At 72.5% G+C, this 15,654-nt stretch carries 15 protein-coding genes; 4 read left to right on the top strand and 11 right to left on the bottom strand.

The window, feature by feature from the left end; translation table 11 throughout:
• Window positions 1–25: 25 nt before the first annotated feature.
• From hpf to mtrA, 5 genes are all read right to left on the bottom strand, one after another.
• Window positions 26–751 carry a ribosome hibernation-promoting factor, HPF/YfiA family gene (hpf, locus tag ACLQ3K_RS24310; protein WP_224649388.1) on the bottom strand — a complete coding sequence of 242 codons (726 nt, stop codon included), beginning with the start codon at window positions 749–751 and terminating at the stop codon, window positions 26–28.
• A 230-nt stretch (window positions 752–981) separates the two neighbouring features.
• Complete coding sequence (locus ACLQ3K_RS24305; protein WP_336671156.1) at window positions 982–1,662, bottom strand: ComF family protein; 681 nt, start codon at window positions 1,660–1,662, stop codon at window positions 982–984.
• A 23-nt stretch (window positions 1,663–1,685) separates the two neighbouring features.
• Window positions 1,686–3,497, bottom strand: a complete 1,812-nt coding sequence (gene lpqB, locus ACLQ3K_RS24300; protein ID WP_426001989.1) for an MtrAB system accessory lipoprotein LpqB — start codon at window positions 3,495–3,497, stop codon at window positions 1,686–1,688.
• A complete protein-coding gene (gene mtrB, locus ACLQ3K_RS24295) occupies window positions 3,490–5,100 on the bottom strand; it encodes an MtrAB system histidine kinase MtrB (RefSeq protein ID WP_224649473.1) in 1,611 nt (536 codons plus the stop codon). The genes lpqB and mtrB overlap by 8 nt, the downstream gene beginning before the upstream one ends.
• Window positions 5,101–5,194: 94 nt before the next feature.
• Window positions 5,195–5,881: an MtrAB system response regulator MtrA gene (gene mtrA, locus ACLQ3K_RS24290; protein ID WP_224649371.1), complete on the bottom strand. Its 687-nt coding sequence runs from the start codon at window positions 5,879–5,881 to the stop codon at window positions 5,195–5,197.
• A gap of 52 nt (window positions 5,882–5,933) precedes the next feature.
• Here mtrA and ACLQ3K_RS24285 point away from each other — a divergent pair, with 52 nt between their 5' ends.
• From ACLQ3K_RS24285 to ACLQ3K_RS24275, 3 genes are all read left to right on the top strand, one after another.
• Window positions 5,934–6,572 carry a dTMP kinase gene (locus ACLQ3K_RS24285; protein ID WP_426001988.1) on the top strand — a complete coding sequence of 213 codons (639 nt, stop codon included), beginning with the start codon at window positions 5,934–5,936 and terminating at the stop codon, window positions 6,570–6,572.
• 100 nt (window positions 6,573–6,672) lie between these two features.
• Window positions 6,673–8,013, top strand: a complete 1,341-nt coding sequence (locus ACLQ3K_RS24280; protein ID WP_426001987.1) for a lytic transglycosylase domain-containing protein — start codon at window positions 6,673–6,675, stop codon at window positions 8,011–8,013.
• 56 nt (window positions 8,014–8,069) lie between these two features.
• Window positions 8,070–9,206 (top strand): Mrp/NBP35 family ATP-binding protein, encoded by a 1,137-nt coding sequence (locus ACLQ3K_RS24275; protein ID WP_426001986.1) that lies wholly within the window; start codon window positions 8,070–8,072, stop codon window positions 9,204–9,206.
• Between the two features lie 198 nt (window positions 9,207–9,404).
• Here ACLQ3K_RS24275 and ACLQ3K_RS24270 read toward each other — a convergent pair whose 3' ends face one another.
• The 5 genes from ACLQ3K_RS24270 to sigE all read right to left on the bottom strand — a co-directional run bounded on the left by ACLQ3K_RS24270 (window position 9,405) and on the right by sigE (window position 13,765).
• On the bottom strand, window positions 9,405–9,929 hold the full coding sequence (locus tag ACLQ3K_RS24270; protein ID WP_426001985.1) for a hypothetical protein: 525 nt from the start codon (window positions 9,927–9,929) through the stop codon (window positions 9,405–9,407).
• Window positions 9,930–10,568: 639 nt separating this feature from the next.
• Complete coding sequence (gene tatB / locus ACLQ3K_RS24265; protein WP_224647197.1) at window positions 10,569–11,060, bottom strand: Sec-independent protein translocase protein TatB; 492 nt, start codon at window positions 11,058–11,060, stop codon at window positions 10,569–10,571.
• 60 nt (window positions 11,061–11,120) lie between these two features.
• Complete coding sequence (locus ACLQ3K_RS24260) at window positions 11,121–12,602, bottom strand: S1C family serine protease (RefSeq protein ID WP_426001984.1); 1,482 nt, start codon at window positions 12,600–12,602, stop codon at window positions 11,121–11,123.
• A 10-nt stretch (window positions 12,603–12,612) separates the two neighbouring features.
• The gene (locus ACLQ3K_RS24255) at window positions 12,613–12,993 is read right to left on the bottom strand and encodes a hypothetical protein (RefSeq protein WP_426001983.1); all 381 of its coding nucleotides are present in this window, start codon (window positions 12,991–12,993) and stop codon (window positions 12,613–12,615) included.
• A gap of 118 nt (window positions 12,994–13,111) precedes the next feature.
• The gene (sigE, locus tag ACLQ3K_RS24250; protein WP_224647201.1) at window positions 13,112–13,765 is read right to left on the bottom strand and encodes an RNA polymerase sigma factor SigE; all 654 of its coding nucleotides are present in this window, start codon (window positions 13,763–13,765) and stop codon (window positions 13,112–13,114) included.
• Window positions 13,766–14,007: 242 nt separating this feature from the next.
• Here sigE and ACLQ3K_RS24245 point away from each other — a divergent pair, with 242 nt between their 5' ends.
• Complete coding sequence (locus ACLQ3K_RS24245) at window positions 14,008–14,661, top strand: O-methyltransferase (protein WP_224647203.1); 654 nt, start codon at window positions 14,008–14,010, stop codon at window positions 14,659–14,661.
• 181 nt (window positions 14,662–14,842) lie between these two features.
• On the opposite strand, the gene ACLQ3K_RS24240 is transcribed toward ACLQ3K_RS24245, so the two are convergent.
• Complete coding sequence (locus ACLQ3K_RS24240; protein WP_426001982.1) at window positions 14,843–15,649, bottom strand: SGNH/GDSL hydrolase family protein; 807 nt, start codon at window positions 15,647–15,649, stop codon at window positions 14,843–14,845.
• Window positions 15,650–15,654 lie beyond the last annotated feature (5 nt).

The raw sequence follows: 15,654 nt of genomic DNA, 5'->3' as shown, positions 1-15,654 counted from the left end.
ACCGGGATCCATGGTAGGCGAAACGTCAGGTCAGGCGGAGAAGGCCGTAGTCGAACGCCTTCCGCCGGTACACGACGGAGGGCTTCTCGGCCTCCTTGTCGAAGAACAGGAAGAAGTCGTGGCCGACCAGTTCCATCTGCGACAGGGCGTCGTCCACCGTCATCGGCGTGCCCGGATGGTCCTTGATCCGGACGACCTGGCCGGGCAGGTGGTCCTCGACGAGGGCGGCGTACGGATCGTCGTCCGCCTCGCTCGCGGACGGCGCGTCGGGCAGGGCCGACGGTGCCGTCGCCTCCGCCACGGAGACCGGGGTGCGGTTCCCGTAGTGCACCTTCTTGCGGTCCGAGGCCTTCCGCAGGCGACTCTGCAGGCGGGAGAGGGCCGTCTCGAAGGCGGCGTAGAAGTTCTCCGACGCCGCCTCGGCACGGGCGACGCCGCCCTTGCCGCGGACCGTCAGCTCCAGGCGCTGGCAGGCCTTGGACTGGCGTGGATTGGGTTCGTGGAAGAGGCTGACCTCGAACAGAGTGATGGTGGAGCGGAACTTCTCGAGCCGCGCCAGCTTGTCTCCCAGGTAGACGCGGAAGTGCTCGGGCACCTCCACGTTGCGGCCGTCGATGGCCACGGGGGCGTTGGGAGTGAGGTACTCCTTGTCGCGCTCGTCGGCCACGTGGCCGGGTTCGCGGAAGGGGTCGACCTCGACGTTGGGGGTCGCGTGGGCGCGATTCGTGTCGCGCGGGGACAGAAGGGTCATGTGGAACCTTTCATGCAGGCCCGAATCCCTTGCGCTCGTACGGATCACCAGTCCGTCACTTCGGTCAGCGCGCGTGGGAGCAGGCTCAGATTCGAACGGCGGGCGGACTGCCCGACGCCTGGGAAGGTGTGCCATCACCTCCTCTTTCTCGAACCGGGAAAGGTACCCCCGAAGATAGCCCGGCTTTCCGGATCCCGCCAGGATTTGGTCACCGCGAGTTCACCGACGCGTCACGCCGCGGCGAGGGTGATCGCGGCGGCGACGGGCACGCCCCGTCGGGCCAGGGCGGCGACGGACTCCGCCAGGGTGGCCCCCGTGGTCACCACGTCGTCCACCAGCACGACGGTGCCGTCCGCGGGGAGCGCCCGGACACGGACGGTGCCGCGCACGTTGGCGACCCGCGCAGAGGCGCCCAGCCCCACCGACTCCGCGGCGCCCACCGTGCGCAGGACCGGCGAGACCGTCACCGCGTACACGGGAGCCGCGGTGCGGGCGCCGGCGCGGCACACCGCGGTCACCACGTCGCCGCCGCGGCGTCGAGCGGCCCACGCCGTCGTGGGCGCGGGCACCAGGACCGGATCATCGCCCAACTCGCCCCAGGCCCGCAGGCGCAGCAGCGCGTGCGCGAGGGCGCGGCCCAGCGGGACGGCGAGATCGCCGCGACCGCGCTCCTTGAGCTGCAGGACGGCGCGGCGCCGCGCACCGTCGTACCGGCCCAGTGTCCAGACGGGCACCCCCGGATCGACGGTGGTGCGGATCAGCGCCGGGACGTCGTGCAGGGCCGCCTCGCAGCGGCCGCACCAGCGCACCCTCGGAAACCCGCAGCCGCCGCAGGTACGGGGCACCGCCAGCTCGACCAGGTCGTCGACGCCGCCGGCCACCCCGCGGACGACGCCCCGCACGATGCGCACGGCTCCCCCGTTCCAGGTGCGCTCTACCCGGGCAGCACCGGGTTCGCCCGGCCCCCCGCCAGGCGATCCACCTGGCTCCAGTATTGCTCGTCGCTGTCCGGACCGATGCCGATCTCCCACACCCCCGACGAGTCCGTCGCGTACACCGCGGACGTCGACACCGCGACGTTGTAGACGGGCGGCGAGAGGTTGCGGCTCGGCACCGCGGTGACCTCGCCCGAGTCGTACCGCACGGACAGCACCGGCGAATCGGAGGTGTTGCGGCCGATGAAGATCACGTCGCCGGTCTGCCAGTCGACCGACGAGGCGACCAGCTCCCGGTCGGTGACCACCGACGTGAGACGGGCGAGCTTGGTCTGCCCGTTGGGCGCCGCCTGCACGACACCCACCAGCACCTTCCCGCCCACGACGAGGGCCGCCCGCACACCGTCGCGCGAGAGGCGCAGCTCGGTGATCGGGCCCGGCGCGGCCGCCGCCACCTCGCTCGCGTCGATGTCGGTGGTCGAGACCTCCCCCGTGGTCTGGTCCTGCCGGACCCGGACCACGCGCGTCCCGTCGAGCACCGTCCACACCGCGGCGTCGTCGGGCGTCCACGAGGGCCGGGTCATCGAGCCCGCGGTGAGCACCTGCGTCGGCACGCCACCGTAGGGCGCGAGGGCGAGCGCGGTCCCGGGGCCGCCCCGGCCGCCCGCGTCGAGCACCGCCGCCACCTGCCGCCCCGTGCCCGAGAGCCCGACCGAGCGGATCGACGTCGATGCCCCGAGCGGCCCCGCGACGGGGGTGACCTGACCGCCCGCGCCCTGGCCGCCGGTGATCTTGACGAACCGGCCGTCGAGCACTCCGTGCAGGCCGACCGCGAGATCCGACGAGGCGTTCGGGCTGATCGACGCGACGTCGTTGGGGTTCCAGCCGGACTGGTGCTTGTCGTCGAGCGGCGAGCCGTCGACGGTGATCACATACGGGCCCTGCACGTCGGCGCCGGCGAGGCTCCACACGATCTGCCCGGCCACGAGCCGGGCCACGTCGGGCTCGACGCGCGGCAGGCCCGTCAGGTCCACCCGCACGCCCGCGAAGCCGACGCCCGGGTCGCGCTGGTTGCCCTGCGCGTCGGTCACGGCGCCGCGGATGCCGGCGTTCGCCCCGAACGGGTTGTAGACGGCGTCCTTGAGGGCCGCCCGCGGGCCGCGGACCAGGAGCAACAGCAGGTCCGAGGCGAGCTTGGAGCGCGGCCCGGCCAGCCATCGGGCGTCCGGCACCAGGGTGCGCCCCGTCGGATCCGGGAAGTACAGCAGGTAGCGGCGGTAGACGACGCGGAACTGCTCGGTGTCGATCAACAGCATCGGGGTGTTGCCCACCGAACTGATCCCCTGCAGCCGCCACTGGCCGTCGACCTGGAGGAGCTGGACGTTCTGCGTGATCGACTGCGATGCCGGCTCGAACGTGCCGTCGGCGCCGAGGAAGCCCGTGGCCTGCGCGCGGATCGTCGCCTTCATGAAGTTCGTGCTGCGCTCCGTCGGCAGCACGTCGATGTCCTTCACCACGACGGCCTGCTGCGGCACGTCCCAGCTCGCGTTGGGCGTGAGGAACTTGCGGGAGGCGGCGTAGTTCCCGTCGGCCACCGCGTTCGCCTTGAGGAAGTCGCGGACGATGACCTCGGGCTGCGAGTCGCGGCGCGGCGCCAGGCCCCGGTCGGGCGCCGCGGTCTCGCCGCCCAGGTCGCCGATGACGCGCGGATTCGTCGACTCGGGGATGTTGGCGCACCCGGTGAGCGCGACCAGCGCGGCCAGCAGGATCACCAGCGCCTTCGCGGCGGGCGTGCGCAGGGTCCTAGACATCGTCGGAGCCCCCGTCCGGGCCGCGCCGCGTCATCGACTTGAGCGGCAGGGGGCTGACGGTGACCCGGCCCCCGCGCGTGCGGGGCAGGGTGAGCCGGAAGCAGGAGCCGCTGCCGGGCTCGCCCCAGGCCTCGAGCCGGCCGCTGTGCAGGCGCGCGTCCTCGATGCTGATCGCCAGGCCCAGCCCCGTGCCGCCCGAGCGCCGCACCCGCGACGGATCGGAGCGCCAGAAGCGGTTGAAGACCAGCTTCTCCTCGCCGGGCCGCAGGCCCACGCCGTAGTCGCGGACGGTGACCGCCACGGCGTCGTCGTCGGCGCGCATGGTGAGGATCACGGGCTTGCCCTCGCTGTGGTCGATGGCGTTGGCGAGCAGGTTGCGCAGCACCCGCTCGACCCGCCGGGTGTCGGCCTCGACGATGACGGGGTCGTCGGGCATGTCGAGGATCAGCTCGGTCTCGGACTGCTCCGCCAGGTGCCGGACGGTGGCCATCGCGGAGGCGATCGGCACCTCGATGTCGATCTGCTCGGAGTGCAGCTCCGCGACGCCGGCGTCGTGCCGGGAGATCTCCAGCAGCTCGGCGAGCAGGGTCTCGAAGCGGTCCAGCTCCTTCTGCATCAACTCGGTGGTGCGGCGCATTCCGGGGTCGAGGTCGTCCACGGAGTCGGCGATCATGTCGGCCGCCATCCGCACGGTGGTGAGCGGGGTGCGCAGCTCGTGGGAGACGTCGGAGGTGAACTGGCGCTGGAGGTTGCCGAACTCCTCGAGCTGCCCGATCTGTTTGGACAGCGACTCGGCCATGTCGTTGAAGCTCATCGCGAGGCGCGCGATGTCGTCCTCGCCGCGCACCGGCATGCGCTCCTTGAGCCGGCCCTCGGCGAAGCGCACCGCGATCCGCGCCGCGGACCGCACGGGCAGCACGACCTGTCGCGCGACGAGCAGGCTGACCGCCGCGAGCAGGATGAGCAGCACCGCGCCGCCCGTGTACAGCGTGCCCTGCATCAGGTTGAGGGTGTTCTCCTCCTGGGTGAGCGGGAACACCAGGTACAGCTCGAGGCCCGCGATCGTCGACTGCACGGGGGTGCCGATCACCAGCACCTTCCCGTACCGGCCGGTGCTGTCGGTGACCGTCGCGTGCTGGAACGCGGTCTGGCCGCCGCGGACGAAGGTCTGCAGGGACTGCGGTACCTCGCTCTCGCTGCCGATCACGATCGGCGGGCGGCCCGCGCCGTGCGGCACGATCAGCACGGGGTCGTAGTTGCCGGACCGCGCGGCCGTCGGACCCACGTCGAGGCCCTGGCTCACCAGGCTCGCGCGGACGCTGCGCAGCACCGACTCCACGCCCTCGGTGCGGGTCTCCGCGCGACTGAGCGAGAGCTCCACGTTCTGCTTGACCCGGGCGGTCTCCTCCTTGCCCGCGGTGAGCTTCGCGTCGATCAGCTGGTTCGCGATCTGGGAGGTCAGCACGAAACCCAGCAGCAACAGCACGGTGAGGCTGAGCACGAGGGTCTGCGTGACCACCCGCAGCTGCAGCGAACGGCGCCAGACGCGTCCCGCGTAGGACAAGCCGGCACCGGCGAACCGCGCACCGTCGCGCAGGGCGATCGTGGGGTCGGCCAGGAACGTGCGCACCGCGCCGCGCACCCAGTCCACCTGCCGGGCCGCCCCGGCCCGGTCGATCACGAGCCGATCGGCCCGCTCACGCCGGCCCCGCCTTGTAGCCGACGCCGCGCAGCGTGAGCACGATCTCCGGGTTCTCCGGATCCTTCTCGATCTTCGCGCGCAGGCGCTGGATGTGGACGTTCACCAGCCGGGTGTCCGCCGGGTGCCGGTAGCCCCACACCTGCTCGAGCAGGACGTCGCGCGTGAACACCTGCCGCGGCTTGCGCGCCATGGTGACCAGCAGGTCGAACTCGGTGGGCGTGAGCGAGACGACGGCGCCGTCGCGGGTCACCTTGTGCGCCGGGACGTCGATGATGACGTTGCCGATCGAGAGCAGCTCGCTGGGCTCGTCGTCGGTGCGGCGCAGCCGGGCCCGCACGCGCGCGACGAGCTCCTTCGGCTTGAAGGGCTTGATCACGTAGTCGTCGGCGCCCGACTCGAGGCCCAGCACCACGTCGACGGTGTCCGCCTTCGCCGTGAGCATCACGATCGGCACCGACGAATCGGCGCGCAGCACGCGGCACACGTCGATGCCGTTCATGCCGGGGAGCATGAGGTCGAGCAGCACCAGGTCGGGGCGGAACTCGCGGGCCGCGCTCAGCGCCTGCGTGCCGTCGCCGACCACCGTCGAGTCGAAGCCCTCGTTGCGCAGGACGATGGTGAGCATCTCCGCCAGGGCGGGATCGTCGTCGATCACCAGGATCCGGGGTTTCATGCTGTCCATATTGTCACTGCTGTCGGCGTTCCTGCTCTTACGACACCTTACGATCCTCTCCATGGGACGACTCGTCGCGATCGAAGGCCTCGACGGGGCCGGCAAGAACACGCTCACCCGGGCCGTCACGGCGCGGCTGCAGGCGTCGGGCCGGACGGTGACCGCGCTCGCCTTCCCCCGCTACGGCACGCAGTTCGCGGACCTCGCCGCCGAGGCGCTGCGCGGCGGCAACGGCGACGTCGCCGAGTCCGTGTACGGCATGGGCCTGCTGTTCGCCTTCGACCGGCAGGCCGCGGCGCCCGACATCCGGGCCGCCCTCGCCGCGCACGACGTGGTGCTGCTGGACCGGTACGCCGCCTCCTCGGCCGCGTACAGCGCGGCCCGCCTGGGCGAGGGTGCCGACGGTGCCGTGGCCGGCTGGGTGCGCGAGCTCGAGTTCGGGCGGTTCGGGCTGCCGGTGCCGGACCTGCAGGTGTACCTCGACGTGCCGGTGACCGTCGCGGCCGAGCGCGCACGGTCGCGCGAAGCGAGCGACGCCGCCCGCGAGCGCGACGCCTACGAGCGGGACGGCGACCTGCAGGCCCGCACCGGCGCGGTCTACACCGGGCTGGCGGCGGCGGACTGGGTGTCGCCGTGGCGCGTGCACGCCGTGGACGACGCCCCGGAGCTGCTGGCCGACGCGATCGCGGCCCTTTCCTGAAGAACAGGCCTGTTATTCACTGAAGTCCCACCCGCAACGGTGCTGTGGCGCAGTAACGTGCGCCACGAAACTGACTCGTCAGTAACCGGGAGGGACGACCGTGCGCATCCTCGGGGCCACCGCCGCGGCAGGCGCCGCCGCGCTGCTGCTCGGCGTCGCGGGAGCCGACACCACCGCGTCCCAGGCCCCGGCCGTCCACCGCTCGCCCGGGCCCGAGCTGGTCGCCCAGGCCGCGATCGGCCTCGCCGAGCTGCGCCCGCCGGCACCGTCGGATGCCCCGGCCGCGCCCGCGGCGCGGCACGTGCCGATCCCGCCGCGCCCCGAGGCCGTCAAGGTCGCACCCGGGCCGCTCGGCATCCCCGGCGCCGCCTTCGCCGCCTACCGCGGCGCCGCCGACCGGATGGCCCTCGAGGCGCCCGGCTGCGGGATCGAGTGGAACCTGGTCGCGGCGATCGGCCGCATCGAGTCGGGGCATGCGGACGGCGGCAACGTCGACGCCGCGGGCAACACCCTCACCCCGATCCAGGGTCCCGTGCTCGACGGCTCGCTCGCGGGCAACGCCGTGATCCGCGACGGCGCCGGCTTCGCCCGCGCGCTCGGCCCGATGCAGTTCCTCACCACCACCTGGGCGCTGTTCGGCGGCGACAACTCCGGCGACGGGAACGCCGACGTCAACAACGTCCGCGACGCCGCCTACGGCGCCGCCCGCTACCTCTGCTCCAGCGCGACGGGGCTGCAGGACGAGGCCGCCCAGCGCGTGGCCGTGTTCGCCTACAACCAGTCGAACTCCTACGTCGACAACGTCGTGGCCTGGTCGAAGGCCTACCGCGACCGGGCGATCCCCGTCGGCGGCATCCCCGACATGGCGGCCCCCGTCGCGCCGCCGTCCACGCTGCCCAAGCCGCTGCCGCCCGGCACCGTGGTGATCGTCGGCTGCGGGACGCCCGACGGTGCGCCGGCGCCGTCCGGATCGGTGGCGCCGGGCCCGTCCGGATCGATGGTGCCGTCCGCCGGGCCCGGGAAGCCCGCGGCGGCCGCGACCTCCGCCAGGCCCGGACCCGCGACGACGACCCCCGCCAAGCCCTCCGCGAAGCCTTCCGGGCCGGCGAAGCCCTCCGGGCCGGCGTCGGCGTCGGCGTCGGGTGCGCAGCGCGGGCCCGACGGCGCGCCGCTCGCGACCACGGTGACCCGGTGCGCGACCCCACCGCCGAGCGGCCCGAGCACGCCCGGCGCACCGTCGGGCCCGCCCCGGCCGATGCCGCCCGGCGCCTCCGTCCCCGCCGGCCCCGGCGGCGCGCTGGCGATCCCGTCCGGCGGACCGTCGACCACCCGGCCGGCGCCGCCGTCCGCGGCCCGGCCCGCGGTTCCCTCGGCGCGCCCCGCCCCGTCGAGCGGGCCCGCACCGTCGTCCTCGCCGACGGTGCCCCGTCCCGCGCGGTAGATCGGGTTCCCCCACCGATTTTCCCCACCGGGCCTGCGGATACGATGGAGGGCGCTATGAGTGCGGTAACCGAAGACGCGATCCGGTCGGCCCTGGCCACCGTGAACGACCCCGAGATCGGCAAGCCGATCACCGATCTGGGGATGGTGAAGTCGGTCGCGGTGCAGGCCGACTCGTCGATCGACGTCGAGGTGTACCTGACCACCTCCGCCTGCCCGATGCGCACCCAGATCGTGGACCGCGTGCGGGCGGCCGTCGCCGACGTGCCGGGCACCGGCGAGGTGCGCGTCGAGCTGGACGTGATGAACGACGAGCAGCGCGCGGAGCTGCGCAAGACGGTGCGCGGCGACAAGGCCGAGCCCGTGATCCCGTTCGCCCAGCCCGGCTCGCTGACCCGCGTGTACGCGGTCGCGTCGGGCAAGGGCGGCGTGGGCAAGAGCTCCGTGACGGTGAACCTCGCGGCGTCGCTGGCCGCACGCGGGCTGTCCGTGGGCGTGCTCGACGCCGACATCTACGGCCACTCCGTGCCGCGCATGATGGGCACGGACGCGCGTCCCACCCAGGTCGACTCGATGATCATGCCGCCGCAGGCGCACGGCGTGAAGGTCATCTCGGTGGCGATGTTCACCACCGGCAACACTCCCGTCGTGTGGCGCGGCCCGATGCTGCACCGCGCGCTGCAGCAGTTCCTCGCGGACGTCTTCTGGGGCGACCTCGACGTGCTGCTCCTCGACCTGCCGCCCGGCACCGGCGACGTGGCTATCTCCATCGCGCAGCTCATCCCCGGCGCCGAGATCCTGGTGGTCACGACCCCGCAGACCGCGGCGGCCGAGGTCGCGGAGCGAGCCGGCGCCATCGCGCTGCAGACCCGCCAGCGCGTGGCCGGCGTCATCGAGAACATGGCGGGGCTGACCCTGCCCGACGGGACCGTCCTCGACGTCTTCGGTTCCGGCGGCGGCGAGCAGGTCGCGGCGCGGCTCACCCGCGCCGTGGGCGCCGACGTGCCCCTGCTCGGCCAGATTCCGCTGGACCCGCAGCTGCGCGAGGCGGGCGACGCCGGGACCCCGGTCGTGCTCTCCGCGCCGGACTCCCCCACCGGCTCCGCCCTGCGCGCCATCGCCGACAAGCTCGCCGTCCGCAAGCGCGGCCTGGCCGGAATGTCGCTGGGCATCGACACCACCCGTCACCTCTAACCCGACGGTCTGCGGTCCGCTCCCGCCGCGGAGATCAAAGCCGCAGGTAGCGCTGCGGCGGGTGGCGCTGCGGCGGGTGGCGATCCGCCCATCCGCTGCCGAAACTCGCGTGCGCTGCCGATCCGCGGCAGCGTCCGTCGATATCAGCAGCGCGGCAGCGAGTAACCGGCAGCGTGCGCCGAAGTCGGCAGCGCACGATCACGCGGCCGACGGGATGATCCCGTTGCGCGCCATCGCGGGGAGGAGCAAGCGACGCAGACCGTCGTTCGCGTTGAGCACTCGCCAACGCCAACGGACCACCTCGATCCCCGCGTCCGCGAACAGCTCGTGGCGACGCTTCTCCTCGGCCATCGCGGCGTCCACGTCCGCGGGCTCGTCGCCGTATTTGCCGCGGCCGTCGAACTCGCCGGTCATCGCGCCCCAGTCGAAATCGGCGTAGAAGAGCTCGTCGCCGAGGATGCGCGGCACCTGCAGGCGCGGCATCGGGAGGCGGGCCGACAGCATCTGCATGCGCGACAGCGACTCACCCGCCGATTCGCTGCACTCCACGGACAAGGCGAGCGCCCGGCGGGCGAGCGCTGCACCCCGGCAGCGGACCAGCATCGCGATGCAGTCCTCCAACTGCGCCAGCGGCACCGGGGCCGGTTCCTCCGGTTGCCCGAACCGCGGTACCAGACGAACCGCGTCGAAGGCGACGACTGCGCGCTCGAGTCCGCCGGTCATGGCCGCATCCACCGCCGTGCGACACCGGGTGGTCACGCACACGCCGTCGCGGATCATCGTGTGCTCCGCGGGCAACGGCCGCGCGTGCACGTGCAGATTGCGTCGTCGGTACCCACCGCTCGTGCGGTCGATCGTGAAATGGACGTACCTCCGCTCGGGCCGGAGGAAGGGAATTCCGTGGAGGGCCGCAGCGCTTTCGTGACTGACCACACCGTCGCAGGTCAATGCGGTCGCTCGCACCCGATCGCGGTCCCTCACCCAGACCGGTGCGTCGTCGTCGCGCACGCCGTAGACACCGTGCGCGAGCCGCTGGATCTCTTCCTCGGAGGCACGCGCGATCCGCGTGTCACTCCACCCCATCGCCGTGAGCTGTCGCCGTGTCCAGATCTCCCCCATGCGGACCATTGAACCCGGGTGACTCCGCCCGGCTGACGCCCATGACCGAGTTATCCACAACTTCAGCGTTATCCACAGGCCGCCCCGTACCCGTCGGGACGAGCAACGTCGCCGCTGCCGCGAACGAGCTTGACAGCTGCCGAAACTCGTCAGCGCTGCCGGTAGTCGGCAGCGTTCGCAGATGTCGGCAGCGTTCGCCCTGAACTCGGCGGGAATTCGCGGGCCACCGGAGGTTCGGACGCGCTACGTCGCGTCGACGTCGAAGGGCGGGCGCTCCTCGGGGGCCAGCGGCTTGTGCATCCGCGGCATCGTGGGCATCGGGCCGGCCGGGACCTCGGGCAGCGCCTTCTCCAACGAGGCGACGGGCGCGACGGGGGCTACGGGCGCGGCCGCGTCGACCGCCTTGCGCAGGTTCAGCGCATCAGCGGTGGAGCGCACCTGATCGCTCATCTCGCGGATCACGGAGTCGTCGCCGTTCAGGAGGTGCTTGGTGACGATGGCCGTCGGCGTCATGCCGCGCAGGTTCTGGATCTGCTGCAGGGGCTCGCGGATCGCATCGAAATCGCCGCCCATCTCGTCCTTGAGCTGCTGCGTCGCGCCGGTGGCGTAGTCGCGCACCTGCCGCAGCGCCGTGAAGAACCAGTTGACCGCGCCCGGGAGTCGCTCCGGCCCCAGGATCACCAGACCCACGACGACCAGCATGAGGATCTCCCCCATACCGAGATTCGAGAACACCCCGCCATGCTACGGGAAGCTCAGGAGCTCACGCACCTCGCGGCGGCGCGGCCCGGCCCCTCAGCTCAGCGGTTCGGGCGTGACCTTGATCGGGACCTGCCGGCCGTCGCGGGCGACGGTCACCGTCGTCTCCTTGCCGACCCCGACGGCGCGGATCGCCACGATCACGTCGGCGGCCTCGGCGACCTCGGTGTCGCCGACCTTGGTGATCACGTCGCCCTCGCGGATGCCGGCCTTCTCGGCGGCGCCGCCCTTCTTCACGTTCTCGACGCGCACGCCGGACGCGGCCTCGTTGCTCACCTCGCGGCCGTTGATGCCGAGGTCGGCGTGGACCACCTTCTGGCCGCGGATGATCGACTCGGCGATCGGCCACGCGACGTTCGACGCGATGGCGAAGTTCAGGCCGATCGACCCGGCGCCACCCGGGGACAGCCCGAGCGTGTTGATACCGATCTGCCGCCCCTGCAGGTCCAGCAGCGGGCCGCCGGAGTTGCCGGGGTTGATGGCGGCGTCGGTCTGCACGGAGTCGAAGGTCGCGGGCGGGTTCGGGCCGCTCGCAGGGCCCTGGACCGGACGGTGCGTCGCGGACACGACGCCGGAGGTGACGGTGCGCCGTAGCCCCAGCGGCGAGCCGATGGCGACGACCTGCTGGCCGGCCGCGAGCTCCCCGGAGTCGCCGCGGGCGATCTGCTGCAGCCCGTCGACGGAGACCTTGACGACGGCCACGTCGGTGTACGGGTCCGTCCCGACGAGCTGCGCCGGGGTCCGGGTGCCGTTGAAGAAGACGACCTCGATCTTGGCGTCCTTGTTGGTGGACGCGGTCTCGACGACGTGGTTGTTGGTCATGATGTAGCCGCGCTCGGCGTCGATCACGGAGCCGGAGCCCGTCTCGCCGGAAGTCTTGGTGCGCACCTCGATGGTCACGACGCTCGGCCCGACCTTGCCGACCATGGAGGCCACGGCGCCCGCGTCGGCCGGCGGGCCCTGCGCCGCCGGCAGCGAGGCCCGCGAGTCGGTGAGCTTCTCGATCGTGGTGCCGGTGATCCGGCCGATGGCGCCGCCGAGCAGGCCGATGACCACCGCCAGCACGCCGAGGACCGCGAGTGCGCGGATCGACACGCGCCGCCCGAAGAGGACGTCGCGGACGCCGAGCTGCTCCGGATCCGGCTGCGGGACCGCCCGCGGCGGTGCCGTGACGCCGGGCTCGCCGATCCCGGCGAGCGAGTCGGTGTCGCGCCACGGATCCTCGGGCTCGGGCTCCGGCTCGGGCTCGGGCACGAGCGGACCCGCGTACGGGTCGCGCTGCAGCGCCTCGGGGGCGCCCGGAGGGCGGGAGAAGGCCTCGGTGAGCACCGGGTCGGGGGCGGCGGCCTGCGGCTGCGGCCCGCGGGCGGTGGTGGCGCTGCGGACGGACTCGGGCGCGAAGGCACCGTCGACCCCGTCCGGCCTGCCGAAGACGACCTGCTCCCCCTCGGACACCGAGGGACGGTACGTGGGGCGCGGCTCCAGGCGCGGACGCCGAGTGTCGGGTTCGGAGGTCACGGAGTCGAATCTACCGAGCGTTCCGCCGCCGGCCGCGCTTGTTGCGCTCGTCGCGTCGCGGGGCCTCGGGCGTGAACGTCGGGAAACCGTCGAACGGCGGACGACCCGTGTGGCAATCGGTGGGGATCTGGGACAACTGGCCCAGCAGCCGGTGCGGCACGGTGATCTCGCCGGACTCGCGCAGCGCGGTGCGGACCTGCCGCTGCGCGTCGACCTCCGCCGCGCACACGGCGCACTGGGAGATGTGGGTCCCGGCGCGCAGGTGCGCGTTCATCCGCAGCTCGCCGTCGACGAACGCGACGACCGCCTCGTAGGCGAGGTGCTCGGTGGACGAGAACTCGCCCGGGCGACGCGAGAAGGCGCGCTTGATACTGCCACTGAGGTGCTCCACGCGCTCCCCTCCTCTGCTCGGTCCGATGGCGTACTGCGGATCTACCGCCACAGTACCTGCACTCCTCTACCCAACGAGCCGAGTCGCTCGGGAGTTCCCGACGGTGCCGGGCGCGCGCTCAGTAGGCGAGCGCGGCGCTGCTGGTCAGACCCTGATTCGCCAGGGCCTCGCGGATGGATTTGCGACCGCGGTGGATGCGCGAACGGACGGTGCCGAGCTTCACGCCCAGGGTGGCCGCGACCTCCTCGTACGAGAGGCCCTCGATGTCGGCGAGGACGACGGCGGCGCGGAACTCCGGCGCCAGCGCGTCGAGCGCGTTCTGCAGCTGCGGGCCGAGGTTGGCGTCCGCGTAGATCTGGCCGGGGTCCGGGTCGGACGACGGTACGCGCTCGTAGTCCTCCGGCAGCGCCTCCATGCGGATGCGGTTGCGGCGGCGGACCATGTCCAGGAACAGGTTCGTGGTGATGCGGTGCAGCCAGCCCTCGAAGGTGCCGGGCTCGTAGTTCTGCAGGCTGCGGAAGACGCGGATGAAGGTCTCCTGCGTGAGGTCCTCGGCGTCCTGCGCGTTGCCGGAGAGGCGGTAGGCCAGGCGGTACACGCGGTCGGCGTGCTCGCGGACGAGCTCGTCCCAGGTGGGCATGTCAGCACGGTCACCCGACGCATCGAATGCGGCGGTACCCGCGGGTTCGGCGGCGCGCTCGTCGTCGAACGTCGCGTACGCAGCCTGGGGCTGCGGCTCCTGCCGGGGTCCGGCCTTGCGGGCCAGGGCCATGCGCTCCTCCTCGTGCCTCCGCCGGACGGCGGGGCGCTCTTACTACTGCAGAACTCCCGGGGTGACCGTATTGTTCCCACGATCGGCAATTCCAGGTCGGGCGTTCTTCACTGTCCAATACCTTTCCCTGCCGCGGTGTGGGAGCGCTGATTCCTCCCTGAGTGTTGCCTGTGCATACATCGCCTTTGCTAACGATCGCGTCACGATGGGGTGACCGGTGGGCGACGGGCTACCATTGCGGCGTGTCCAACTCCGCCGCATCCGCCCTCGTCACGTACGCCGAGAACGCCATCGTCGAGGACGAGGCGATGTCGTCCGCCCGCGAGCGCGCCGCCGACCTGGGCGTCGACGCCGTCTCCCCGTCCGTGGGCGCGCTGCTGTCGGTGCTGGCCGCGGCGGGCGGCGCGAAGTCCGTGGTCGAGGTCGGGACGGGCGCCGGCATCAGCGGCCTGTGGCTGCTCTCCGGCATGCGCCCCGATTCGGTGCTGACCACGATCGACTCGGAGCAGGAGTTCCAGGCCGCCGCGAAGATCGGCTTCCAGCAGGCCGGCATCGCCGCGAACCGCACGCGCCTCATCAACGGCCACGCACTCGACGTGCTCCCCCGGCTCGCCGACGCCGCCTACGACCTCATCTTCATCGACGGCGAGCCCGTCGACCACCCGCGCTACGTCGTCGACGCGGTGCGCCTCCTCCGCCCCGGCGGGGTCGTGGTGGTCAACCTCGGCGACGCGGGCTACCGCATCCCCGATCCGGAGGCCTACGACGACGAGGCCTTCGCCGCCCGCGAGGCCACCCGCATCATCGCCGCCGACGAGAACCTGCTCCCCGTCATCCTCCCCCTGGGCGGCGGCCTCATCGCCGCCGCGAAGGCCTTCGTCCCCCCGGAGCAGTAGTCCGGCCCCGTTCCCCGGTCCGACGGTCCGCGGCGCCCGCTCCACGGCGGGTCCCATCGTCCGTTCCCAGCGGTTTCGGCGGCGCTCACCTGCGATTTCCCCGCCGAAACCGCAGGGAACCGTGACGCCTCGGCGGATACCCGGATCTGTCACCCATGGTCACGATGACATAGCCGACGGATCAGAACGGCTCGCCCGCCGCCTCCGGCTCGCCGGCGTCCACCCCGACCGGCCGCAGCAGCGTCGGGTACTTCGGCGGCAGGCCGTCGCCGGTGGAGATGCCGCGCACCCGGCGCGAGATCCACGGGTAGGCGAACTCGCGGCGCCAGCGCTTCTTGATCTCGCGGTCCTCGGCGGGGGTGATCACCGGCTCGGGCCCCAGGTCGGGGACCTCAAGCGCGTGTGGCACGCCCAGCACGTCGAGCACCTCGATCGCCATCCGCAGGTGCCCGGGCTGCGACATGTGGATGCGGTCGAACTCCCACATCCGCAGGTCGCGGTACTCCTTCATCCGCCAGTAGTCGAGCAGCAGCAGCCCGCGATCCGAGGCGATCTCGCGGACCAGCTCGTTGTAGATGGCGAATCGGCCGCGGAGCGCGCCGAAGATCCCGCTGCCGTGCGTGTCCGCGGCGGTCCACACCACGACGGTCGCGCCGGAGTCCACGAGCCGCGCGAGCAGAGCGTCGTAGGCGGCGACCACCGCGTCGACGTCCACCGACGGTCGGATCAGGTCGTTCGCCCCGGCGTACACCGTCACCAGATCCGGCGCCAACTCCAGGCACGGCTCCAGCTGTTCGGCGACGATCTGGTCCATCTTCTTGCCGCGGATCGCCAGGTTCGCGTACCCGAAATCCGCGGAGCGCGACGCCAGCACCTCGGCGACCCGGTCGGACCAGCCCCGGTACTCGTGGGTCCCCGTCGGATCGGGGTCGCCGACCCCCTCGGTGAACGAGTCCCCGATCGCCACGTACCGCAGGAAGTCAGTCACCGGAG

The organism is Tsukamurella sp. DT100 (genome assembly GCF_049844855.1).
In the GTDB taxonomy this organism is placed as follows: Bacteria; Actinomycetota; Actinomycetes; order Mycobacteriales; family Mycobacteriaceae; genus Tsukamurella.
The sequence above is the reverse complement of the archived record's forward strand: the minus strand, read 5'-3'. Positions and strand labels throughout refer to the sequence as shown.